Annotated in this window: 23 protein-coding genes; 1 reads left to right on the top strand and 22 read right to left on the bottom strand. The window is 46.8% G+C overall.

The genetic code is table 11. From position 1 onward, the window contains the following. Positions 1–12: 12 nt before the first annotated feature. From ileS to AC07KQ_RS06400, 16 genes are all read right to left on the bottom strand, one after another. Positions 13–2,799 carry an isoleucine--tRNA ligase gene (gene ileS / locus AC07KQ_RS06475; RefSeq protein ID WP_003565178.1) on the bottom strand — a complete coding sequence of 929 codons (2,787 nt, stop codon included), beginning with the start codon at positions 2,797–2,799 and terminating at the stop codon, positions 13–15. A gap of 246 nt (positions 2,800–3,045) precedes the next feature. Beyond that, on the bottom strand, positions 3,046–3,831 hold the full coding sequence (locus AC07KQ_RS06470; RefSeq protein ID WP_003565176.1) for a DivIVA domain-containing protein: 786 nt from the start codon (positions 3,829–3,831) through the stop codon (positions 3,046–3,048). A gap of 56 nt (positions 3,832–3,887) precedes the next feature. After that, the gene (locus AC07KQ_RS06465) at positions 3,888–4,667 is read right to left on the bottom strand and encodes a YlmH family RNA-binding protein (protein WP_003565175.1); all 780 of its coding nucleotides are present in this window, start codon (positions 4,665–4,667) and stop codon (positions 3,888–3,890) included. Positions 4,668–4,673: 6 nt separating this feature from the next. Beyond that, positions 4,674–4,967 (bottom strand): YggT family protein, encoded by a 294-nt coding sequence (locus AC07KQ_RS06460; protein WP_003565173.1) that lies wholly within the window; start codon positions 4,965–4,967, stop codon positions 4,674–4,676. A gap of 11 nt (positions 4,968–4,978) precedes the next feature. Beyond that, positions 4,979–5,434, bottom strand: a complete 456-nt coding sequence (locus AC07KQ_RS06455; protein WP_003565171.1) for a cell division protein SepF — start codon at positions 5,432–5,434, stop codon at positions 4,979–4,981. A 17-nt stretch (positions 5,435–5,451) separates the two neighbouring features. Further along, the gene (ftsZ, locus tag AC07KQ_RS06450) at positions 5,452–6,711 is read right to left on the bottom strand and encodes a cell division protein FtsZ (RefSeq protein ID WP_480156630.1); all 1,260 of its coding nucleotides are present in this window, start codon (positions 6,709–6,711) and stop codon (positions 5,452–5,454) included. 24 nt (positions 6,712–6,735) lie between these two features. Beyond that, the gene (gene ftsA / locus AC07KQ_RS06445) at positions 6,736–8,082 is read right to left on the bottom strand and encodes a cell division protein FtsA (RefSeq protein ID WP_003565166.1); all 1,347 of its coding nucleotides are present in this window, start codon (positions 8,080–8,082) and stop codon (positions 6,736–6,738) included. Positions 8,083–8,191: 109 nt separating this feature from the next. Next, entirely contained in the window at positions 8,192–9,046 is an 855-nt protein-coding gene (locus tag AC07KQ_RS06440) for a cell division protein FtsQ/DivIB (RefSeq protein ID WP_003565163.1), read from the bottom strand. Positions 9,047–9,051: 5 nt separating this feature from the next. Beyond that, entirely contained in the window at positions 9,052–10,143 is a 1,092-nt protein-coding gene (murG, locus tag AC07KQ_RS06435; RefSeq protein WP_003565161.1) for an undecaprenyldiphospho-muramoylpentapeptide beta-N-acetylglucosaminyltransferase, read from the bottom strand. Then, complete coding sequence (gene murD, locus AC07KQ_RS06430) at positions 10,144–11,523, bottom strand: UDP-N-acetylmuramoyl-L-alanine--D-glutamate ligase (RefSeq protein ID WP_003565159.1); 1,380 nt, start codon at positions 11,521–11,523, stop codon at positions 10,144–10,146. It abuts the gene before it with no gap. Positions 11,524–11,553: 30 nt separating this feature from the next. After that, positions 11,554–12,519, bottom strand: a complete 966-nt coding sequence (mraY, locus tag AC07KQ_RS06425; protein ID WP_003565157.1) for a phospho-N-acetylmuramoyl-pentapeptide-transferase — start codon at positions 12,517–12,519, stop codon at positions 11,554–11,556. 14 nt (positions 12,520–12,533) lie between these two features. Further along, a complete protein-coding gene (locus AC07KQ_RS06420) occupies positions 12,534–14,681 on the bottom strand; it encodes a penicillin-binding transpeptidase domain-containing protein (protein ID WP_003565156.1) in 2,148 nt (715 codons plus the stop codon). Then, positions 14,678–15,043, bottom strand: coding sequence for a cell division protein FtsL (gene ftsL / locus AC07KQ_RS06415; protein WP_003565154.1), 366 nt, complete (start codon positions 15,041–15,043; stop codon positions 14,678–14,680). Before ftsL ends, AC07KQ_RS06420 begins: the two co-directional genes overlap by 4 nt. A gap of 12 nt (positions 15,044–15,055) precedes the next feature. Further along, positions 15,056–15,997 carry a 16S rRNA (cytosine(1402)-N(4))-methyltransferase RsmH gene (gene rsmH, locus AC07KQ_RS06410; RefSeq protein ID WP_003565152.1) on the bottom strand — a complete coding sequence of 314 codons (942 nt, stop codon included), beginning with the start codon at positions 15,995–15,997 and terminating at the stop codon, positions 15,056–15,058. Between the two features lie 2 nt (positions 15,998–15,999). Continuing rightward, positions 16,000–16,431, bottom strand: coding sequence for a division/cell wall cluster transcriptional repressor MraZ (gene mraZ, locus AC07KQ_RS06405; protein WP_003565149.1), 432 nt, complete (start codon positions 16,429–16,431; stop codon positions 16,000–16,002). Between the two features lie 175 nt (positions 16,432–16,606). Continuing rightward, positions 16,607–16,939 (bottom strand): hypothetical protein, encoded by a 333-nt coding sequence (locus AC07KQ_RS06400; RefSeq protein ID WP_003565147.1) that lies wholly within the window; start codon positions 16,937–16,939, stop codon positions 16,607–16,609. Positions 16,940–17,289: 350 nt separating this feature from the next. Between AC07KQ_RS06400 and AC07KQ_RS06395 the strand changes: the two genes are divergently transcribed. After that, on the top strand, positions 17,290–17,409 hold the full coding sequence (locus AC07KQ_RS06395; protein WP_003565145.1) for a DUF4044 domain-containing protein: 120 nt from the start codon (positions 17,290–17,292) through the stop codon (positions 17,407–17,409). Between the two features lie 84 nt (positions 17,410–17,493). On the opposite strand, the gene cls is transcribed toward AC07KQ_RS06395, so the two are convergent. From cls to AC07KQ_RS06365, 6 genes are all read right to left on the bottom strand, one after another. Beyond that, positions 17,494–18,927, bottom strand: coding sequence for a cardiolipin synthase (cls, locus tag AC07KQ_RS06390; protein ID WP_013245683.1), 1,434 nt, complete (start codon positions 18,925–18,927; stop codon positions 17,494–17,496). Positions 18,928–19,157: 230 nt separating this feature from the next. After that, the gene (locus AC07KQ_RS06385) at positions 19,158–19,970 is read right to left on the bottom strand and encodes an amino acid ABC transporter substrate-binding protein (RefSeq protein ID WP_003565141.1); all 813 of its coding nucleotides are present in this window, start codon (positions 19,968–19,970) and stop codon (positions 19,158–19,160) included. Then, entirely contained in the window at positions 19,967–20,605 is a 639-nt protein-coding gene (locus tag AC07KQ_RS06380) for an amino acid ABC transporter ATP-binding protein (protein WP_003565139.1), read from the bottom strand. The genes AC07KQ_RS06385 and AC07KQ_RS06380 overlap by 4 nt, the downstream gene beginning before the upstream one ends. A 12-nt stretch (positions 20,606–20,617) precedes the next feature. Beyond that, positions 20,618–21,274 carry an amino acid ABC transporter permease gene (locus tag AC07KQ_RS06375; RefSeq protein ID WP_003565136.1) on the bottom strand — a complete coding sequence of 219 codons (657 nt, stop codon included), beginning with the start codon at positions 21,272–21,274 and terminating at the stop codon, positions 20,618–20,620. A 665-nt stretch (positions 21,275–21,939) separates the two neighbouring features. Continuing rightward, the gene (gene minD / locus AC07KQ_RS06370) at positions 21,940–22,737 is read right to left on the bottom strand and encodes a septum site-determining protein MinD (RefSeq protein WP_003565134.1); all 798 of its coding nucleotides are present in this window, start codon (positions 22,735–22,737) and stop codon (positions 21,940–21,942) included. Continuing rightward, positions 22,738–23,394: a septum site-determining protein MinC gene (locus AC07KQ_RS06365; protein ID WP_274990940.1), complete on the bottom strand. Its 657-nt coding sequence runs from the start codon at positions 23,392–23,394 to the stop codon at positions 22,738–22,740. Position 23,395 lies beyond the last annotated feature (1 nt).

Genomic DNA, 23,395 nt, shown 5'->3' with positions numbered 1-23,395 from the left:
GTCTTCACCCGCCTACTTATCAAACCCGTTAGTGACAGCATCTGGGAAATTAGCCTCAACGATAGCTGCACATCGGCTGCACAATTGCGGCAACTTTGGATCTGTACCAATATCTGTACGCACCATTCGGCAGCGTGGGCAAACTTCGCCGTCAGCATGTTTTACAACAACAGCCATGTCATCAAACTGTTCGGCATCGGCCGGTGCCTTTGTAGTTGCAGGCGCAATTTCGAAGTGACTTGTGATCAAAAGCTGCATCACATTGGCATCGACGTCATCCAGCATATCGCGAACAGGTTCAGAAGGATAAACTGTGACTGCAGCTTCAAGCGACTTCCCGATAACTTTGTTGTCACGAGCAAGTTCCAAAGCCTTTTGCACTTCAGAACGGAAGTCCATAAAGCCTGACCAGATATCTAACAATTGGCTTTCATCATCAAACTGTTCTGCTTCTGGCATATCAGCCAAAGCAGCATAGGCTTCTGGCTGCTTGAGATATGGCCAAACTTCTTCTGCTGTATGCGGCAGAATCGGCGTGATCAACTTAGTGAGGGCCAATAAGGCGGCAAACATCACGGTTTGCATCCCACGTCGCTTAGCATCATCTTTCGCCTCGATGTACACAACATCTTTAGCGACATCCAAATAGAAAGCACTCAGATCATTGACAAGGAAACTGCTGATAGTCTTTTCGACGGTCGCAAAATCATACGCATCATAAGCTGTTTTGACTTGCTTGATGATTTGGTTTAAGCGAACCATCATGTAACGATCAACTGATCCAAGTTCATCATAAGCAACCGTATCTTTTTCAGGATCGAAGTCGCCTGTGTTAGCTACCATAAACCGCATCGTATTTCGAATCTTTCGATAAGCTTCAGAAGTTTGGGCAAAGTTGTCTACAGAAACTCGCACATCAGAGGAAGAGTCAACCGTTGCGACCCACAGCCGGATGATTTCAGCCCCAAACTGCTTTTCAATCGTGGCCGGGACAATCGTGTTACCTAGGCTCTTACTCATCTTGCGTCCTTTGCCGTCCAAGGTGAAACCTTGCGACAAAATACCGCGATAAGGTGCGACCCCAGTGGCAGCAACGCTGGTGATCAAACTGGAATTAAACCAGCCGCGATACTGATCAGACCCTTCCAAATACAAATCAGCTGGGAAACTGAGCTCTGGACGAGCCGCCAAAACAGCCTGATGAGAGGAACCGGAATCGAACCACACATCCATGATGTCTTTTTCTTTGGTGAATTGACCATTCGGACTATGAGGATTCGTATAGCCTTCTGGCAACAAGTCTTTCGCCTCTCGTTCGAACCACACATTTGAGCCATATTTTCCGAACAGATCAGCAACGTGATTAATCGTCTCTTCTTCAATAATCGGTTCGCCATCTTCAGCATAGAAGATCGGCAACGGCACGCCCCATGCGCGCTGACGGGAAATAACCCAATCGCCACGATCACGAATCATATTGTACAGCCGTGTCTTGCCCCAGCTCGGCTTAAAGTCAACCGTATCAATAGCCTTTAGAATCTGATCACGGAATGCATCAATTGACGCAAACCATTGTGTCGTTGCCCGGAAAATAACCGGCTTCTTTGTCCGCCAGTCATGCGGATAGCTATGGGTGAAGAAATCAAGCTTCAGCAGGGCGCCTTTATCAGCCAGTGCTTGGGTGATCTGCTTGTTGGCATCATCATAAAAGACACCTTCAAAACCAGGCGCATATTCATTCATGTAACCTTTGGCATCAACCACTGAGACGACAGGCAAGCCGTATTTAACCCCGACTTTGTAGTCATCTTCCCCATGACCAGGCGCTGTATGGACAAGTCCAGTCCCAGCATCCAACGTGACATGATCAGCATTCATGACAAGACTCGTGCGATCATATAAAGGATGCTGAGCAGTCATTTTATCCATATCCGTGCCCTTAAAGGTTTTCAGGATCTTCGGATTTTCCCAGCCAATTTCTTCAGCTACGCGATCAAGTAATTCGGCAGCAACCACGTACTTTTTGTCGCCAACTTGAACCTGAACGTAATCGAACCGCGGATTAACCGTAATCCCATAGTTAGCCGGAATGGTCCAAGGTGTGGTGGTCCAGATGACCAGATAGGTATCAGTGTCAAGTAAGCCCTTGCCATCCACCACTTTAAAGGCGACGTAAATGGATGGTGATTTATCATCGTGATATTCAATCTCGGCTTCCGCCAGAGTCGATTCAGATGACCATGACCAGTAAACCGGCTTCAAGCCATGATAGATGTAGCCCTTTTTCGCCATGGCACCAAAAACCCGAATTTCACTGGCTTCATAATGATGCTGCAGCGTAATGTAAGGATGTTCCCAGTCACCCATCACGCCTAGGCGTTTGAAGTCAGTGCGCTGTTTGTCGATTTCCTGCATGGCAAACTGCCGACAAAGTTCACGATAATCGGTCATCGACATTTCCTTGCGCTTCACACCTTGTTTCGCTAGTTGCTGTTCAATCGGCAACCCGTGAGTATCCCAACCAGGAACGTAAGGCGCCCGGAAGCCATTCATGGATTTGTAGCGAACAATAATATCTTTACTGATCTTATTCAAGGCGTGACCCATATGAATATTGCCATTCGCAAATGGCGGGCCATCATGTAGCATAAACGTTGGCTTGCCTTCATTTAATTTTTGGCGTTGCTCATAGACGTGGTCCTCATCCCACTTTTTCTGCCAAATCGGTTCATTCTTCGGTAAACCAGCGCGCATTGGGAAACTGGTTTTACCCATGTTCAAGGTATCTTTAATTTTCACGTGACCCGCTCCTTTATTAATTGAAATCAAAAAAGCCCGCCCTAATATTAGGACGAGCAAACGTGGTACCACCTAACTTCAGGGAACAAGTCCCCCTCAGTGATTGACTAACGGTGATCAACCGGTCCCGCTTACCAACTTCGGCAGGACAACTGTGAACTGATATCGTTCAGCGGTACTTGTCAGGCTCACACCTACTTCCTGACTCGCTGCAAAGGGAACCACCAAACGACGCGTGTTCATACGTTATTGAGCATCATGATCGGTTGCAGACTCAGAATCATTGGTACTGTCATTTGTCGATTCTGACTCAGCCGCCGCCGAACTAGCCGGTGTATCTGCTGCTGCTTGCGAGGCTGGTGCGCCACTTTGATCATCTGGGAAAATGATCTCAGTATAGGTACCATCAGCGCCGGAAACTGCTCCCTCTGAGTTTACGAAACCCTCGTGGGCATTGTCAAGCGAATCTTGACTCGGATCGGTCGTATCGGCAGCTTCAGGTGAACTGGAAAGCAATTCCTTCCACTCTGGACTCTTCACAACTTCAAGCTGTGACTCCAACATCACTTGCAGACGTTGGCGGAAGACCCGGCTTTGTCGCTTGAGGTCTTCAGTTTGGACAGAGATATTCTGACGTTTCAATGCGGCATCGTGCAAGGTTTGTTCCGTTTGAGCTTGAGCTTGATGCAACTTCTGGTCAGCATCTGCTTTGGCCTTGCTCAAAATAGCCTGACCATCCTGCTGCGCCTGCTGTTTAATCAAATCAGCTTCCTGATGCGCGCTATTTTTAACCTTTTCAGCACTTTCCTGAGCGACAATAATCGATTGATTCAAGGCTTCCTTCATATCCGTGAAGTACTGAACCTTTTCCTTGGCATCTGCCAATTCTTTTTTCAGGCCCTCGTTGTCCTTGATCAAGCCACTATAATCTTTAACGATCTGGGCAAGGAAGTCATTGACCTCGTCCTTATCATAGCCGCGCATTTTGCTGCTAAATTCTTTATTGTGAATGTCTAGTGGACTCAAAGCCATTGATAGTCCTCCTCATCAATTCGTTTTCTGGGACATTGTTGAACTCGGCGGTGTGACTACTTATGAATCACAGCCGCTGAGACCCTTAGTTTACCTTTTTTACTCTCTCCAAGAATCTCATCAAGCCGCAAGCGGCCAAACCCTCGAACAGAGATAATATCTGATGTTGCAATTTCAGCATCCGGTGCATCCGATTCACCAAAGTTAAGACGCACCTTACCGCCTTGAATTAAGGTTTTGGCACGTTGACGCGAGATGTTAAAGCCGTGGGCCACAACTGTATCCAAGCGTAAAGCACTGACTGAAAAATTGAGCGGCTCCCAGTCATTTTCCGGTGTCACATAATCCGCCAGCGGATGTTCAGTGAAATGAACACCCACGCGCCCGATTTTATCAACATTGCTTGTGACCCAATCCTGCATGTGTGCGGCCACAAAGAACTGCCAAATGTCACCATCCGTGATAATGTCACCGAAAACATCACGATCAAGGCCTGCGTTCAATAGGGTGCCTTGCACTGTACTATGGTGCAGTTCGGCGAATTTCTCCGGATAAATGATCTGTAACAACCGAATATCAAAATCAACCGCCGTTGCTGAGAAATAGCTCGGTGCAAAAATGATTCGTTGCCGCTCAGCGCGGGGATACCCGCCAAAATGTACGAGCTTAATATCGTCATCGGCGCTTACTAAACTGGTCGCAATCAACCGTTGACGTGGATCTGTAAAGTCTGTCAGCACTGGCCGGTACTCCGTTCGTGCGGTTTCAATTAGTTCCGCAAAATGGTCGATCAGTGCCGCTTCATCTTTTCGAAAATGCTGATAGATGGCATCCATAAGTTGTCACCCGATTACAAGCTTCTGGACTAACATGATAAATAATTTCGTCCAAGCCATTTTAATAAGTGAAAGTACAAAGAATGCTAGGATTGGTGAAAAATCAATCCCAGCCAATGGTGGGATGAATCGCTGAAAGATGCTCAGAAACGGATCAACAAATCTGCTTAAAAAGCGATCCAGTGCTGAGCCTTGAGCATTGGGAAACCAAGATATCAAAATGTAAATGAAGACCATGATGATATAAAGGTAAATTGCCCAACTGCCCACCTGATAGATTGCATTGAGTAAATTGAACACTTGACACCTCGTTAATGTTGCGAAGAAAGGTTCAAACCGTCAGAGTCAATGGTGCTGGCGAGTGACCCATCAATTTCAAAGTTAGCAGGGGTCACGAGGAAAATCGACTCGCCCACCCGTTTAATCTCACCATTAATGGCGAACACAGTGCCTGTCAAAAAATCGACAATGCGCGTCGCATCATCGGAGCCGATGCGATCAAAGTTAATGACAACCGCCCGATTGTTCAATAAATGCGACCCGATTTCTTTGGCATCAGAGTACACTCGCGGTTCATAAACCACGATCTTCGCTGTCTTACCAGCGGGCGTTGCCATTGAAACCACCTTGTTGCTGCGATAATGATTGTCCACCGGTTGTTCTGGTGCGGGTTGTTGCGCCTGTTCGTCTTCTTGGTCTTGATAATCATCTTCATTGTCCATGGCAAAGAAGTTGCTAAATTTTTCGCCTAACTTTTCAAACGCCATGTATCATGACCTCCTGACTATTGACGCCGACGCTTGAAGAATGGTGGCTGATCATCGCCGCCAGCATCGTCTGCGTTAGTTTGATTTTCAAAAATGTCGAAATCTTTTTTCTTAGCGTTGCTCATATCATCGCCGCTTGGTGCCTGACGCTTGCTTGGTTCACGCCGCAAGTCCCAGTTGCCAAACGGATCATCGCTTTTTGCCTGCCGATTCTCGCTGGCGTCACTATCAGCATAGGCTGGGCGATAACCGCCGCCTTGATTATCTTGATCCGTTGTACGGTTCTTAGCAACGTTGCGATGTGAAGGTTCCTGACGGGGATCTTCTTCGATCCCTGTCGCAATGACCGTCACGACGACTTCATCGCCAAGTTCCTCGTTGATGGATGTCCCGAAGATGATATTAACATCATCTTTAGCCGAGTCGGCAACAATCTGGGAAGCATCTTGAGCTTCGAACAAGCTCAAATCTGGGCCGCCAGTGATGTTTAACAGTACCTGCTTGGCACCGCTAATATTTACTTCAAGCAGTGGACTTGAGATGGCTTTCTTAGTCGCTTCAACGGTACGGTTTTCACCCGTAGCACTCCCAATCCCCATCAAAGCAGATCCTTGGTTAGCCATGACTGTTTTCACGTCGGCAAAGTCCAAGTTAACGTAACCAGGGCTGGTGATTAGATCGGAAATACCTTGAACACCTTGGCGTAACACATTATCAGCAGCATGGAACGCTTCAAGCATCGGCGTCTTCTTGTCGACAATCTCAAGTAGACGGTTGTTGGCAATAATCACCAAGGTATCCACATGCTCTTTCAGTTGTGCAATGCCCTCTGTCGCATTCTTTGCGCGCTTAGGGCCTTCAAAAGTAAAGGGACGGGTAACCACGCCGACAGTCAAGGCACCTTGGTCTTTGGCAATTTTGGCAACAATCGGCGCTGCTCCTGTGCCAGAACCACCGCCCATACCAGCGGTAACAAAAATCATATCTGCACCTTGCAGCGCAGCACCGATGGCTTCTTCGCTTTCTTCAGCAGCCTTTTGCCCGATCTCCGGATTGGAACCGGCACCTAGGCCGCGGGTCAATTTAGGCCCGAGTTGGATCTTGGTTTCAGCGTTGCTGGCATTCAAAGCCTGCAAATCAGTGTTCGCCGCAATGAACTCAACACCTTTAACATCTTCGGCGATCATGCGATTAATCGCATTGCCGCCTGCACCGCCGACACCGATTACTTTAATGTTGGCGCCTTTTTCATTTTGTGCGTCCATTTGAAAATCCATTCGTGTTCCTCCTAGGATCGAGATTTATTCAAAGAAATTGCCAAAGAACCGGCGTAATGCTGAAGGTTCCTTGGATTTTGGTTTATCCGGTTGTTTTTCCTGCTTGCGCTTAAGTAATCGCTGATTGCCTTGGTCCACAGCGGCAGCCGGTTGCTCTGGCTGCTTACTTTGTGGTTGTGGACGGACATCGGCGCCATCAACCATGAATGGTGTCGGCAAGACGCTGGAGACCAGCATTTCAATATCTGTCATCTGGGCAGCATATTTGATAAGGGCAAGCCCTTCAGTAAACGATGGGTGACGCAACCCCATATCATCGGGAATAAACCGTTTGACCGGTCGGCCGAAAATGTCCTGAGCCAATTCCGTCACGCCTGGCAACGCCGTAGTGCCGCCAGTAATCACAATGCCGCCGGGTAAATCAAGCGCATTAACAGCGTCCAACGCTTTGTTCAGACGTTTAAAGATTTGCGCCACTCGCGCCTCGATAATCTCGGAAAGGTATTTTTCAGAGATCATCGCTGGCTCGTGTTTGCCAACAACCGTTACAGGAAAAGTCTCTTCCTCACTCGTTGCCAGTGAATCAGCATTGCCATACTCACGCTTGAGTTTCTCAGCGTCCGTAAAACTCGTGTTGAGGACAACTGAAATATCCTTAGTGATATACTCGCCGCCTTCTTGATCCACCGACGTAAACTTAAGCTTACGGTCATGGATCACGGCAGCGGTGCTTTGACCACCACCCATGTCAATCAAAACGGTGCCAAAATCTTGTTCACCATCGGTTAAGGCCAAACGACCAATGGCCAAAGGCGAAATCACCAAACCGCCAACTCGAAGACCCGCCTTTTCAATGGCTTTCTTCGTGTTATGAATCACGGTCTTAGGAACAGTTAACATGATGCCACGCATCTCAAGCCGAACGCCCAACATACCACGCGGATCTTTAATATCATCAAAACCATCTACGATAAACTCGGTCGGGACTAATGATAATGTTTCACGCTCTGGTGGTAAGTTGCGGACCAATGCTGCCGCTGCCACGCTGCGAACATCGTTGTCGGAAATTTCTTTATTCTCTTCACCGACCGCGATCATCCCGGAAACTTGTTCAATCTGCAGCATGTTGGCGGGAATGCCAGCAACGACCCGATCGATCTTGATATTTGCCTTGTCTTCAGCTTGGGCAACGGCCGCACGAATGACGGCAACTGCCTTATCGATATCAACGATCACCCCGCGGCTCACGCCTTCCGATCGCTGACTTCCCACACCAATAACATTCATTTGTCCCTTTACTGTTTCGGCAACAATGACTTTTATTGAGGTGGTTCCGATATCAAGTCCAACGTAAATACCTTGATTATCCATGTATCGGGAACCTCCTTGTGTAACGTTTAATAGGTTAATTTCATAATTGAATGGTGCCATTATCAGTGTAACACACTCGATTTGCCTTGAGAAAACAAACCTTACAAAATCAGTCGTTTGACGACTTTTCCGCACTTGAGTATGCCCGCCAAAATGCCCCAACTTCTAAATCGATAACACCTTTTTTCTTAACCTGTGAAACAATTGCCGGATAATACTTGATTTTGTTAGCAATTGTTCGCGAATCGGCAATCACGCGATAACCGTCGTTCATGTTCATCGAGATCTGGTAAGGATTTGCGTCACCACGGCTAGCATCAATTTCGGAAATGTCTCGCTGAATGGCCTTCGGAAACTGCTGCAGCAAGGAAATCATCTGCGGCAATTCCTTCGCTGTAAAGCCGGAAAAAACAGGGTAAGTGTCAACTGGCGTCTGCGTCCCGTTCTTCAGCACTTTACCGGTTATCAAAATCTTGTGATAAGTATGCTTCTGATAGACGTAACCGATCGTCTCATACTCGCTGGTTTTGATAACAATATGATTCAAGCCGGTAAACGTCAGACTCGCTTGTTTAATTTCTGGTAAAGAATCTTGAACACGTTGAGCGATCGCTTTTTTATGCAATATAACGCTTAACATCAAATCATCATCCGACAATTTTGTGGCATTAATCACCTGCTGATCAGGCACGGTCCGCACACCCTGCACACTCACAAGCCCAACCTTGGATAGCGGACTAGCAAAATAGCCAAAAACCCCCAGCAATATCAGCAGGGGGAGCAAAATCAACGTGAGGTTTCTAACCAGCTTACGCCGCCGTAAGTTCTGTACTTTCGGCAGATCGACATTCAATTTTGGCTTCTGGCGCCGATCATGTCGCGGCGTCTGCTGCTGGCGCGCCTGGTATTGCTGCCACGGTGTCAGCGGGTCAGGTTGCGGTTTCTTTTTTCGGGGCCAAGCCAAAGTTATCACCTACGTTTCGAAAGTAGCGTCGTCATCACTGCGATCAATTGATCACTTGCATCTGGGACACCTAATTTTTTTGATGCCTTAGCCATTGCGGCACGTTTTTCGTCATCTTCCATCAAGGTCACAACCCGACGTGGAAAATGATTGTCTAATTCATCTTCTGTAATTGTGATCGCTGCCCCTTGTTTCGTTAGACTTTGGGCATTTAAAAATTGATGATGATGAGTCACATTGGGACTGGGAATCAGAACTGCCGGAATCCCAAGCGCCGTGATTTCTGCCAAAGTCGTCGCCCCTGCCCGACTGATCAATAACCCGATATCCGGTAAAATGGATGGCATATCATCAATGTACGGGACCACTTTGATTGTCGCTGGTAAATCAGGCAATTTAGCCTTAATTTGATCGTAATGCGTCCGGCCAGTGGCAAACAGCACTTGAAAATCTGCTTTCGCCCAAATCGGCAAGGCCGCCACAACCGCATCATTAATCCGTGGCGCCCCACGAGAACCACCAAAGGCTAACAAAGTACGAATATGCGGATCAAGGCCGAAATCACGGAGCCGATCGTTCGGCTTCAAACCAGCAACTTGTTGGGCCCGCGGATTCCCTGTCACCACCACTTTATCGGCTGGAAAAGCCTTAGCAACTTCAGGAAAAACGATGGCCACGCGATCAACGAAATGACTCAGAAACTTGTTCGTCACCCCAGCCACCGAATTGGATTCATGAATCACGGTTGGAATATGCAATCGTGTCGCGGCAAATAAGATGGCACCGGAAACATAGCCACCGGTACCAACCACAATATCAGGTTGAAAATCCTGTAGCAATTTTTTCGCTTCACCCAAGCTACCAAGAAATTTCCGGACTGTTGTGAAATTACTTAACGATAGACTTCGCTTGAAGCCTTGCAAATCGAGCGTCGCAAACTTAAGTCCGGTCGCTGGTACAATCCGACTTTCCAAGCCCCTTTTCGTGCCAACGTAAAGCACATCGTCAAGTTTTCCTTCCGCTTTTAAGGCTTCAATCAACGCCAGTGCCGGATAAATGTGGCCACCAGTGCCGCCTCCAGAGATCACCAGCCGCATTTACTTATCCCCACTTTCGACTGTTGCTTTTAATTGATTGACAGCTTTAATGAAATCATCGCCGCGAACTTCAAAATTAGGATATTGGTCCCAACTTGCGGCCGCTGGCGAAAGTAAGATGACATCACCAGGGCGACTGACTTCATAGGCAAGTGGCACCGCAGTCATCACATTCTCAGTCGTTTGAACTGGTACCCCGGCATCTTTAGCAATCTTGGCCATCAAGGGTGCTGTTTGACCAAAAACAACCATGCTCTTAACGTGTTTCTTAACCAGTGGTGTCAGTGCATCCATTGGCAATCCGCGATCCAAACCACCTGCCAGCCAGACAATCGGTTGGTCGAATGCATTCAAGGCAACGGTGGCTGCCTCAACGTTAGTCGCTTTTGAATCGTTGTAGACCCGGCGGCCATCAATGGTTTCTAGATATTGAATCCGATGTTTAACCCCGGAGAATGTTCGCAGCACTTCGCGAATAGCATCGTCACCGACCCCTTCGAGTTTCACGGCAGCGATGGCAGCTAACGCATTTTCGATATTATGTAAGCCGGGGATCTGCATCTCGCTGGCCTTCATAATCCGATCGCCATCAAACGTCAGCCAACCATCGATTAACTGAGCTCGAGCGCCTTCCGCGTTCTTTCTTGAGAACGGGACGATTTGTGCCTTGCTCTGTTTCGCCAACTCATGCATTTCTGGCAAATCCCAGTTCATGATGAAATAGTCGTCTGGTGTTTGATTCATGGTAATTCGCATTTTGGCCGCAACATAATTTGCCCGGTTGCCATGCCAATCCAGATGAGCTTCATAAATATTCGTTAGAACGGCAATATGTGGATGCAACGTTTTGATGCCGCACAGTTGAAAACTCGACAACTCAGCCACAATCGTATCGTCTTTGCCGACTTTTTGAGCGACTTGACTAACGGGAATGCCAATATTGCCCGCATCAAATGCATGATGTGGCCGCTGCTGATTCAACATCAAGCCAATCAGCGTGGTTGTGGTCGTTTTACCGTTTGTCCCAGTAATCCCGATCCATTGAGCTTCCGAAACCTGATAAGCCAACTCGGGTTCAGTGATAATTGGCATATGTAACGCCTCAGCCCGCTTAACCATCGGATTACTGTAAGGAATGCCAGGATTTTTGACCATCAACTCGAAATGCTCGTCTAAGAGCTCAACCGGATGCCTGCCGGTAATGACCCGCATACCGTCTGCAAGCAGTTCCTGAGCGTCTTTGTTGTCGTCAAATTGTTGTTTGTCATTGACTGTCACTAAAGCGCCCAACTTATGTAATAGGCGTGCCGCATTCACGCCACTTTTCGCTAATCCCAAAACAAGCACTTTTTTATTGCGATAATCCGAAATATTCTTCACGATTTATCCTTCTTTGCTTATGCCTTAATTTTAAAGAAAAAATGCTAAATAGATGCCACTGCCAATTAGCCCGACCAACCAGAACGTCAGATCAATTTGCCACTCAGACCAGCCCTTCATTTCAAAATGATGATGAATAGGTGACATGAGAAAGATTCTTTTGCCGGTTAACTTAAAAGAACCCACCTGCAAAATCACGCTGGCTGTTTCGGTGACATAAATAATCCCAATCAACAACAATGACCATTCGCGATGCAGCAAGATAGCAACCACTGCCAACATGCCACCCAGCGCTAATGATCCAAGATCACCCATAAAAATCTGAGCAGGTTTGTGATTGAACATCAAGAAACCAAGCATGGCACCGATCGTCACCAAACAAACGATCAAAACATCAGTCCGACCGTCATGTGCCGCGATAATCGCGTAAGTGCCAAATGAAATTGTTGTTTGACCGGCAACCAAGCCATCCAAGCCGTCCGTCAAATTAACAGCATTACTGAAGCCTACCAACCAAACAATGACAAAAAGAACGTAGAACCAAGTGGCACTGACATTGCCGATAATTGGCACCCATAGCGTGTGATCAAAGCCTTCATGGAAATAAGCGATTAGGAAAATAATCGCACCCAGAATCTGACCGGCTAGCTTTTGCCATGCCTTAAGCCCTTCATTGCGATGATGAACCAGTTTCTCAAAATCGTCATAGAAGCCAAGCAGTCCATAGAGCACCAAAATAAACAAGGAGACCCAGACACTGAGCGTCAGTTGATGCTGCCAAATACCGACCCAAATGGCCGACACAATGATAGCAGCAATAAAAATCAAACCACCCATAGTCGGTGTTCCTGATTTCTTCTCGTGCCAGCTTGGACCCTCTTCGCGAATCACCTGACCTTCTTTTTTGTAACGCATGTAGCCGATGAACAATGGCATGAACATAATGGTAATTGCAAATGCCGAAACCATCGGGATGAGCATCTGAGCAAGTTGCATGACTATCCCCAATTCTATTGTTGTTTAAATTTAATGGTCCCGCTAGTATCGCCTAACAATGTGCCTGCAGCGATACTTTGCTGGGTTACAAAACCATCACCGACAAGTTTGAATTTCTTACCGGTCAGTTGTACAAATTTTAACACATCAGATTTTGACCAACCAGTTAAGTCAGGCATGGTCATGGCCCCGTTCGTCAAAAGCAAAACTCGGGAACCGTGCAGTGCCTTGGTACCGCTTGTTGGTAATTGTTGCACAACTTTATTACCTGTACCCACCGTTGCCACGTCGAAATTGGCTTGCTTCAAGCTATCTTGCGCCGTTGTCAATGCCGCGTTAGTGACCGCTGGAATGGTGGCCGTATTGGTATCATCAGTAACCGCACCATTAGCAGTTGTATCCAGTGCCCGCTGCATCATCGGTTTAAAAATGCTAGCCAAAATGGATTCGGCCGGTTCCGTCATTTTTTGCGGTTGTTTCATGGCCAGATAAAGGACGTACTGTGGATCAGAAGCCGGCGCAACCCCGGCAACACTGAAGGTATAGTTTGAATCACCTGTCAGATAGCCACCTTGTGGACTGGCAATTTGCCCCGTCCCGGTTTTCACAGCCAAATCAACACCGGGCATCTTGTATGCGACACCGGTGCCGTCTTCATCGTTAACAACATGCCGCATTGCATCAATGACTTGGGCCGCAGTTTCCTTTGAAATGGGTTGCCCAACGACTTCCGGTTTATAAACTTTGGTTTTGCCGTTCTGAGAGATGACTTTAGAAACGATCTGCGGTTTCAACATTTTGCCGCCATTGGAAACGGCACTGATCGCCTGCAGCATCTGCATCACATTGACCTCAATGCCTTGACCAAATGAGGTGATTGCTTGGTCGAGGGGCCGTTCAAAACTAATGTGCCCGCTAGTTTCACCCGGCAAGGTGATGCCAGTTTTCTGGCCGAAACGGAATTTATCCAAATACTGCTTCCAGATGCCAGCCCCCATTGCCTGTTCAATCTTAACCATCCCCACGTTACTCGACAGAGGGAAGGCTTTGCTTAAAGGAATGGATCCCCAGCCGCCGGTTCGCCAGTCATTAACAGTACCACCATCCAATTTGATAGATCCGGATTGATAATAATCATTTGGGTGATACTTGCCACTTTGAATCGCAGCCGCCAGCGTCACAATTTTCATGACCGAGCCTGGTTCATAATTATCTTCAACAAGCGAGTCACGCCACATGTCGCCTAAGCCTTCACCCGTTGAGGCATCAAACGTTGGTCGTTGAGTCGCTGCCAAAATCTGTCCAGTTTTAGCACTCATCAACACTGCCGTCATGCCTTTTGGTTCGTATTTATTTTGCACGTCGGTCATCAGCGTCTCTAAATAGGCCTGCAAACCACTATCGAGCGTTGTATAGACGGTACCGCCATTAACAGGCGTTTTCAGATTCGTCTTTGCGTTAGGCAGCTTATAGCCATATGCATCAGTCTGGCTGCGACGATAACCATTCGTACCGGCTAAAACCGTATTGAATTGCTTTTCAAGCCCCATGACGCCTGTCAAGCTGGTACTTTTGCCTTGTGCCTGAGCCAGACCAATCACGTGACTCGCAAAGACGCCATTTGGATACAGTCGCGACGGTGTTTCACGAAAATGGATGCCCGGCAGTTTTTCAGCATCAATTTGTTTCTTGATCGCCAAACTCAATTTGGTGCCAGGTGTGCCAAATTCAACCTGATACATATTTTTACCTGGCGTTAGTCGCGCCAAAATTTTTGCTTCTGACATCGCCAAATAACGGCTCAGAATCTTCGCCGTTTTTGCTTTATCAACCACATAATCAGGTTTATTGTTGCTGTCTTTGCTTTGCTTGTCCAAAATCGCAAAAATGGTATAAGTATTGGAATCTTCTGCGATCACATTGCCAGTTTTATCGAGAATGGCGCCGCGCTTAGCCTGCAAGACAGTATCAGTTTGATATTGTTTTTGTCGCTGCTTCGCCAGATTGTTAGAATCAACCTCGCCAACAGTCGCCACAAAAGAAAAACGAAGAACGAACCCACCAAGGATCAGGAGTGTGACCCCGATCATCCAGATGCCGAAAATTTTACGGTTTCGGGCAGGATGTGCATTCGTTGATCGTTTTGATTTGAAAATTTTCATTTATTATCAACACGCTTTATGTTGCCGTTGATAACCTTAAAACCGTGTGCTTTGGCAAAGGCATCAAGGCGTTCTGAATTTGAAAGTTCACCAATCTCCTGCTTGAGATTCGCAGTCGTCTGGGACTGTTTGGCGATCTGCGTCTGCAAATCTTCATACTGACGCTGTGTATTGCTCAACCGATTTTGCATAAACAAACAGACTACACAAACCACGGTCGCTAAAACACCACATGCAAACATCAATGTCCTTTCAAACCCGCTAAATGCAATATGTGTGTTGGGCGCAGGTGTGGTGACAGGTTTATGTATTGGCGGTGTTTCCGGCTGCTGCACTAATGGTCTTGCTGTACTCTCAAGCATAGATTGTACCCCCTAATCGTGAATTTTTTCAATGACTCTCAATTTGGCACTATGAGCGCGGTGATTCACCGCAAGCTCCTCTTCACTTGGTAAAATCGGTTTTCGATTTACTAGGCGATAATTCGGTTGTGCAGAGGCCGGAATGACCGGCAAGCCACGCGGCACATCCTGAACCGAAGAAACTTCTTTAAACATCGTTTTGACGAGTCGATCTTCTAAAGATTGGAACGTGATAACGCTGATGCGTCCCCCGACGTTGATCAACTTCAACGCTTGTTCTAAGGACGACTCAAGCGCTGATAGCTCATCATTAACCGCGATCCGAATTGCCTGAAAAACTTTTTTAGCTGGATGACCGCCTGTTCGCCGAGCCTTTGCTGGAATGCCTGCTTTAATCAACTCAACCAATTGGAAGGTCGTTGTAATCGGCTGGACTGTTCGTGCTTGCTCAATGCGCCGAGCGATTTGTTTAGAAAAATGTTCCTCGCCATATCGGGAAAAGATGCGAACCAAATCGGCATAAGGCCATTCATTGACAATTGTTTTTGCATCGAGCGTTTGACGCTGGTCCATGCGCATATCGAGTGGCGCGTCAAAGCGATAGGAAAAGCCGCGCTTTGAATCATCAAATTGTGGTGACGAAACGCCGAGATCGTATAAAATGCCATCAACTTCAGTTATTCCCAGCGTCGTTAATGCATCGGTCAAATCTCGAAAATTTCTATGTACCAAAGTGAGTTGTTTTGGCAATGTTCCAAAATCGGCTGTGACCGTTGCAATCGCCGCCTCATCTTGATCAAAAGCAATTAATCGCCCAGTTGTCAGCTGATTGAGAATCTGTCGAGTATGGCCGCCGCGGCCTAACGTTGCATCAACGTAAATACCAGCAGGTTTAACCGCCAATGCCGCCGTCGCTTCTTTTAATAGAACTGTTTCATGTTTAAATTCTGTCATCGCTATAACCCAAAGTCCGTTAGATTTTCAGAAATATCATCAAAGTTTTCTTCAGCGGTTTCAGCAAACTGTTCCCACCGTTCGGCATCCCAAACTTCGATACGCGTGTTCACGCCGACTAGTACGCAATCTTTTTGCAAACCAGCATGTTTGAACAACGGTTTTGGAATGTTAATTCGTCCCTGTTTGTCGATATCACATTCCGTTGCGGCAGAAAAAAGAAATCGGGTAAAGGTTCGAGCATCTTTTTTTGCCAATGGTAAAGTTGCAAGTTTGGTCTGGAGTTTGTCCCATTCAGCAATCGGATAACCGAAAAGGCAGCCATCCATACCACGGGTGAGCACAAAAGAGGCGCCCAGCTGATCGCGAAACTTAGCTGGAATAATTAAACGCCCTTTTGCATCAATACTGCGTTCAAATTCACCCATGAGCATGGTTGACACCTCCCTACTTTTTTCAGTCTACCACAATGACCCACTCTTCTCCACATGTAACCACTTATGAATGAAAATTGGGTTATTTAATAAGCTAATCATTTTGAAGAGCACAAAAAAGCCCGTGATCACAAGGATCACGGGCGATAATGAGTTGTGGGAGAAAAGTGGGGAATTAACCCAGAAAAAAGATTAAAACACCCGCCATCCACCAACATGTGGTGGCTAAGGCTAAAACACGGGTCAACATGCGCCAATATCGACGAACGATTAGGTCATATTCACGTACCACCTGCCAAATGACCAAAATCAAGGCAATCACCATCGTGGTAAACAAAATGACCCAAATAAAATTTGGTGTCTTGGTAAAGGTTAGTTTAAAAATAGCCCAAAAATTAACGATTGCGAGTAAACAAAACCACGAACCGCCATGAAAATCGAATTGAACGACAGCCGCAACGACGACCAGCCATACCAGAATGGGCAAACCCATCGCAAGCAACACCATGATGATTCCCTCCAAAAGCAGCAACCGTCTTCGGTGCCGCGTATTGATACATCTCTCAATTAACCCTAACCAAAGCTCCGTGGAGCGTCAAGCTCTGCAAAATAATTGCGTAGTAAAGTTGCCTGCTTTTTTGAAAAAATTTAACAAAAAATTGAATAACACCCTGTTAGCTCGTCTATTAGGCTTTTAAAGAATGAAGCCCCCGATATTGCCGCAGTACTTGACCACAACTAATACTGCCTCGCCGACCTAGTCGCTAGAAAAGACCACAAAAAGCAGCGATTATCTTGCCGATACCGGCAAAAACCAGTACAATGATAGCCAGCAGAACAACAAAGGTGGTGTTTTCGGTGCAGAAAAAGAAAAAAAGCAAGTTCCAGAAGATGACCATCATCAGCGCCTGGGTCATGATCATCATTACCGTTTTAGGCGTTGTTCTGGGTGCCCTAGCAAGTTTACAATTGATCTAAACCGATCTCACCTTATACTTAAAGCCGCTGTGTGCCAGCGGCTTTTTATCTGCCCTTTTTCAACTCAGCTTCATGGCACGGCGATTACAGAATTGGTGCTAGTAAGCGGGAGAGTTCTTCACTGAGTTGCTTAGGCCGCGTTTTTGCTTTGATCACTTTTTGCGTGTAAGGCATTGCCCGTTCCATGTCCGCTAAGAACAGCTTTTGGAAAGTCTTCCCAATCCGATGGTCGTAAATAAATGCCGCAATTTCAAAGTTCAGTTTAAACGAACGGATATCGAAGTTGGCAGTGCCAGTTGAAACGTATTTGCCGTCAACCACAATCGTTTTAGCATGTAAAAAACCTTCTTCATATAAAAATGCCTGTCCACCATTTGCCACAACCTGATTAAGATAAAATAGCGAAGCCTTGGCCATCAAGATCTGATTGGCTTTTTTGGGAATCATCACTCGAACATCCACGCCGGCATTCGCCGCAATGGTTAGCGCATCCAGCAAACTGTCATCTGGGACGAAATATGGCGATTCGATCCAAATACTTCTTTTTGCCTGATTAATGAGGCCAAGATAGCCTAGTTTGATTGCTTCAACCTGCTGCTCTGGTCCGCCAGAGACAATTTGCATCGTCGTGTTCCCAGTGACAACCGGTTCTCTAAACAGGACATCAACATTTTTTACTTTTTGTTGCTTGCTCGTTCCGTTCCAGTCCATCAAAAAGCGCGCCTGGGCCACGGCGACCGCCTTGCCCTGAATTCGTAACTGAGTATCGCGCAACATTGGCAATCCGTGGTGTTCCTTGCCGAGGTTAAAACCGCCCAGATAGGCAAGCTGTCCGTCAATAATGATCAGCTTACGATGATTACGAAAGTTGATTCGCGGATTCCAACGCCCCAGTTTTGTAGCGACAAACCGCTCAACCTGACCGCCAGCTGCCGTTAATTTTTTCCAAAAATTGTTTGGTAGGTCGTGGGAGCCAAATGTATCGTAAAGCACGCGTACGGTGACACCGGCGTAGGCTTTTTCAATTAACAAATCGCGCAACTGGTGGCCAATTGCATCAGGCCGAATAGTATAAGCTTCGATGTGAATATGTTCCGTTGCCACAGCAATATCTTCGAACAATTGCTTAAAAAAGGCTTCACGCAATGCTAAGACTTGCACATCATTGTGGGTGGTTACTAGCGCGTCATCAGCACGCAATAAGGTGCGGACCAGTTCGGAAACACCGCCACTGCCAGGCGTTCCAATCAACGGTTGGCCAGCTGCCAGGGCTTGCTGCTGCTGATCAACTAAATCGTCGATGCCCAGCAAACGCTGCGTCATCAGATCCTGCATGCGATTAGCCCGTAACTTGCGGCCAAAAACAAAATAGATCAAGAAGCCGACCACCGGCAACAGTAAAAGCACCAATAGCCATGCCCAAACTGCAGAAATATCACGATGCGAACGAAAGACCGTGATGATCGCTGTCAGTGCGTTGATGATGTAAAGAAACCCAAGGACCAACCAGATCCACATAACATTTCCTCCCCGTAACTGCCAGCAAATTTTGAGTCTACAAGTGGTTTCATTGGCGAAGGTTACTTAAGTATCATAACCTAATTAGCCCAGCTATGCCTGTAAAAAATACATTTCCGTACTCACCCAAGTGGTCCCGAAGTTCCCTTTTTAGGTGCCTCTTGACGAAAAAAGGTCATGCCCTGACAATTGCCAGCGGCACAACCTCATTTTTTTCGCAAATACGCTGATTACTCCTCGACTTTGCCAAACCATTTTTTCTGCAACTTTGCTACGGTGCCGTCAGCTTTAAGTGCTTTCAAACCGGCATTAATCTTGCTGCGTAAGACATTGTCTGACTTGCGCATGCCAACCGCAAAGTTTTCAGGTGGAAAGTCGTCGCTGGCAATGCGATAGCTGGACGGGTCCGGTTTGTGGGCAATGTAATAGCGAGCGTAGACTTCATCCATTAAAATTCCTTGAATGCGTCCTGCATCGAGATCAATGAAAGCATCGTTAAAGGTGTCATACAGAATTGGTGTTTTGTTTGCAATGAAATTCTTCAGCAATTTTGGCTGGGCATCGAGATCAAAGGCGCCACTTGACCCAGTTTGGACACCCAAGGTTTTCCCAGCCATATCTTTGATCGTTTTGATATTACTTTTGGTCTTGGTGACTAAAATTTGGTGATTAATCAAATAATTATCAGAGAAAGCCACCTTCTCTTTTCGTTCCGGTGTCACCGAATAACCATTCCAGATCAAATCAATTGTTTGATTTTTCAGTTCAGTTTCCTTCATTGACCAATCAATCGTTTGAAAATCGACATTAATCCCATAGCGTTTGAATACCGCTTTTGCCAGATCAATGTCATAGCCAGCCAGTTGACCGTTCTTTTGACGGAATCCCATTGGAACAAAGGTGTCATCCAAACCGATGACGACTTTTTTGGTTCGTTCGATCCGTGGCCAGGAATTGCCGACGGTTTCGCGCGCACATCCGCTAATGACGGTGCCTAGCAATGTGACGAGTAACATGAGTGCCAGTACGATTCGGCGTTTCATTGACCGTCACCGCCTTTGCCAACGTGATAAGTCGTGTCAGCCACGCTTTCGGCAAAGTCCATGTCATGCGTGACGACAACCTGCGTCATGCCAGAAGCTTTGAATTGGTTAACCAAGGCAGCCACATTTTCCCGCAAAAGTGGATCAAGCGCACTGGTGGGTTCATCGTAAAGCAAGATCTGCGGATTCAGTGCCAACGCCCGAGCAATAGCTACCCGCTGCTTTTGACCGCCTGACAATGAATACGGATAGGCATTTTCCTGAGCGACTAATTCAAGCCGATCTAGCAACTTCTTGGCCGTTTCATCAGCTTTCTTCTGATCAACGCCTTGCAAGGTTGGTGCAAGCGTGATGTTGCGCATAACGGATAAGTTCGGAAAAAGTTCGAAATTTTGGAATACAACGCCAATGACGCCTTCTTTGCGTAATGCTTGCGCTGTCGTTGGCTGACCGTTCCAGATCATCGTCCCGGAATCTGCAGTTTCTAGTCCACTAATGATTCGCAACAATGTTGTCTTCCCAGCACCGCTTGGTCCAACAATGGCTAACGTTTTGCCATCTTCAATCGTCACATTGATATCCACCAGGACTGGCTGGCCATTAAATGATTTATTAATTTGTTTGAGTTCTAACATAGGTTGCCCCTCCTAGCGATAATATGAAAATGCACTTTCGATCCGTTTTTGTAAAAATGTCAGGATCAGTGTCAACAACAGATAAATGATCCCCACAAGTACCAGTGGCACCAAGGTAACATCACGAGCACTGGCGATATTACCTGCTCGCAGCAAGTCGCCCAAGCCAATGACGTACACTAGGCTGGAATCCTTCACCAAGTTGATGACTTCATTACCAATTGACGGTAAAACAATTTTGACCACTTGAGGAATCACAACGTACCGCAGCGCCTGCCAACGCGTCATGTTCAAGACGGTGCTGGCTTCGAATTGGCCTTCATCAATTGCCCCGAAGCCGCCACGGAAAATTTCGGCAAAATAGGCGGCATAATTTAAAATGAAGGCGACCAGTGCGGCGGAGAATCGATCAAATACCAATCCAATAATCGGGAGTCCGTAAAAGATAAACATTAACTGCAGCAGTAATGGCGTGCCGCGGAAAACCCACACATAACCTTCAAGCAGCCCTTTCCCTGCTTTACCCAGTATCGATTTTGGCTTTGGAATCAACCCAACCGATAGAATCAAGCCTAACGGAATGGACCCAATCAGTGTGATAGCAAAAATACCCAACGTCATTTTCACACCAGATAATAATGCCGGTAAAATCTGAAAAATATAGCTCATGGTGTTTCCTCCTCTAAATGCGTTCACTGGTGCAAAACCCCTGCTGATAAGGACCTTGGTCGCTTACGCTCCGGTTTCTAATCGCAACAGTTCACGCCCTTTTCGTATTCAAGCCTAATAATATTCGTTTCAGCGCTGTGTCAGTGTGACTGATGGCGTTCGCATAGCTGGGACTGTTCGCGCCAACTCGTCAAAAAAGCGCCCCCTTGCATGCTGCTGCAAGAGGACGCTTTTGCGTGGTACCACCTCAGTTTGCTGATTGTTCACACAATCAGCCTCACGTGGTTGAAAAATCATGTCCAAGAAAGATGTCCGGTAAACAAAAAGCCGTCCTCCTACAGCAAATTGCTGTAAGAGGACGGCTTTTACCGCGGTTCCACCTCAGATTTGTTAACTGCTCACACAGCTAACCTCATGTAGTTATCTCAACCACGGCGATAACGAGCCCAACCGAGACGACCTACTTCGTTCAATCGTCCACTCGTGGATGTGTGATCAATGGATGTCTATCCGGTTCCCATCATCCCGGACTCGCTTCAAGACACGACCATTCATCGATTCCACTCAACGCTTTAATGAATTGTCACTAAATTACACCGAATCTTAATCAATGTCAACTAGTTTCTGAAAAGTTTCACCGATTTGCTGTCACGCCAGCACGTATTTCAGTCGTGACGATGGAACAGTTTTGACCAAAAGCCCTGCTTTTTTATCCGAATATCCATCAATGGAACGCTGTCGCCTAACAGCCGGCGAGCAATGTTACGATAACCCTTGCTGGCAAGATCGTCTGGATTCATCACAATCGCCTCACCCTTATTCGAGCTTGCGATCACACCATCATCGTCCACGATAATCCCGAGCAAATCGAGTCCCAGATGACTCGTAATTTCATCAATATCCATGGAGCGCCCATCGGCTAACATATTTTGGCGAATGCGATTAATGACCAAACGCGGTTTTATTGGCATTTCACGTTGTTCAAGCAAACCAACAACACGATCTGCATCACTGACGGCAGAAATTTCTGGTGTCGTCACCACAATCGCACCATCAGCAGCTCCAGTTGCATTTCTAAACCCTTGTTCAATACCGGCTGGTGAATCAAGAATGATAAAGTCAAAATCAGGCCGTAATTGCTCAACAATTTCAACAACCTGTTCTGGCTCCAAAGCATCTTTTTCCGCGTTTTGCGCAGCCGGCAGTAAGTACAACAAGTCATCAAACCGTTTGTCCTTGATCAAAGCCTGATGTAGTTTAGCGCGACCGGTTGCCACATCGACAATGTCATAGATGATTCGGTTTGACAAACCCATCACGACGTCCAGATTTCGCAAACCAATATCAAGGTCCAACAAAACGACCCTTTTCCCTTGCAGAGCCAAAGCTGTCCCGATATTAGCAGACGATGTCGTTTTGCCGACGCCGCCTTTTCCTGATGTGACAACTAACGCAGTACCCATCTACATTGCCTCCATTTGCTTGAATAATCGCGGTCGAATGCTGGCCAGATCCGCTAATCCCGCATGTGTCATCGTATGTAACTCATTCAGATAAGCCACTGGTCGGTCAGGATCGTAATGATCTGCCACAATCTCCACGACATCAGCAATTCGAATCTGCCCCGCACCTTTCAAATCACCGACAACAACGGCACGAGCATCTCCTTGACTGCCGGCTTGAACCACGCCGCCAACCTGACCCATCACAAAGATATTACCAGAAGCAGACAAGGTAGCACCAGAATGAAGGTCGCCGAGAAAAAGCACGTCGCCCATCAAATCGATGGTTTGACCAGAACGAATAACGCCACCGATGCGATGGGTTGTTTTGGCTGCAATCATTTCGTTAACAACCGTTTTGTCGATCACCGCACTGACAACCCCATTAATTGAAAAACGCGGAAAATCAGCAAAAATCTTTTGAATATCGGCTAATTGCTCCTCGGTCAGCAAACGGTTTCCGGTTTCAAGTCGGTAACTGACATCACCAGTTGGCGTTTCTTCGTAAAGTTTGCCTAGTAATGTTTTCAGTGTGCGCATGATCTGCTCAAAATCTGCTGTATCTTGAAGCTGCAGCGCCAGACCATCGTTACGACCTTTTAAGACGACACTGTCCACA

The organism is Lacticaseibacillus sp. YLM2-1 (genome assembly GCF_056583465.1).
This window is presented reverse-complemented; position numbering and strand designations above follow the sequence as displayed.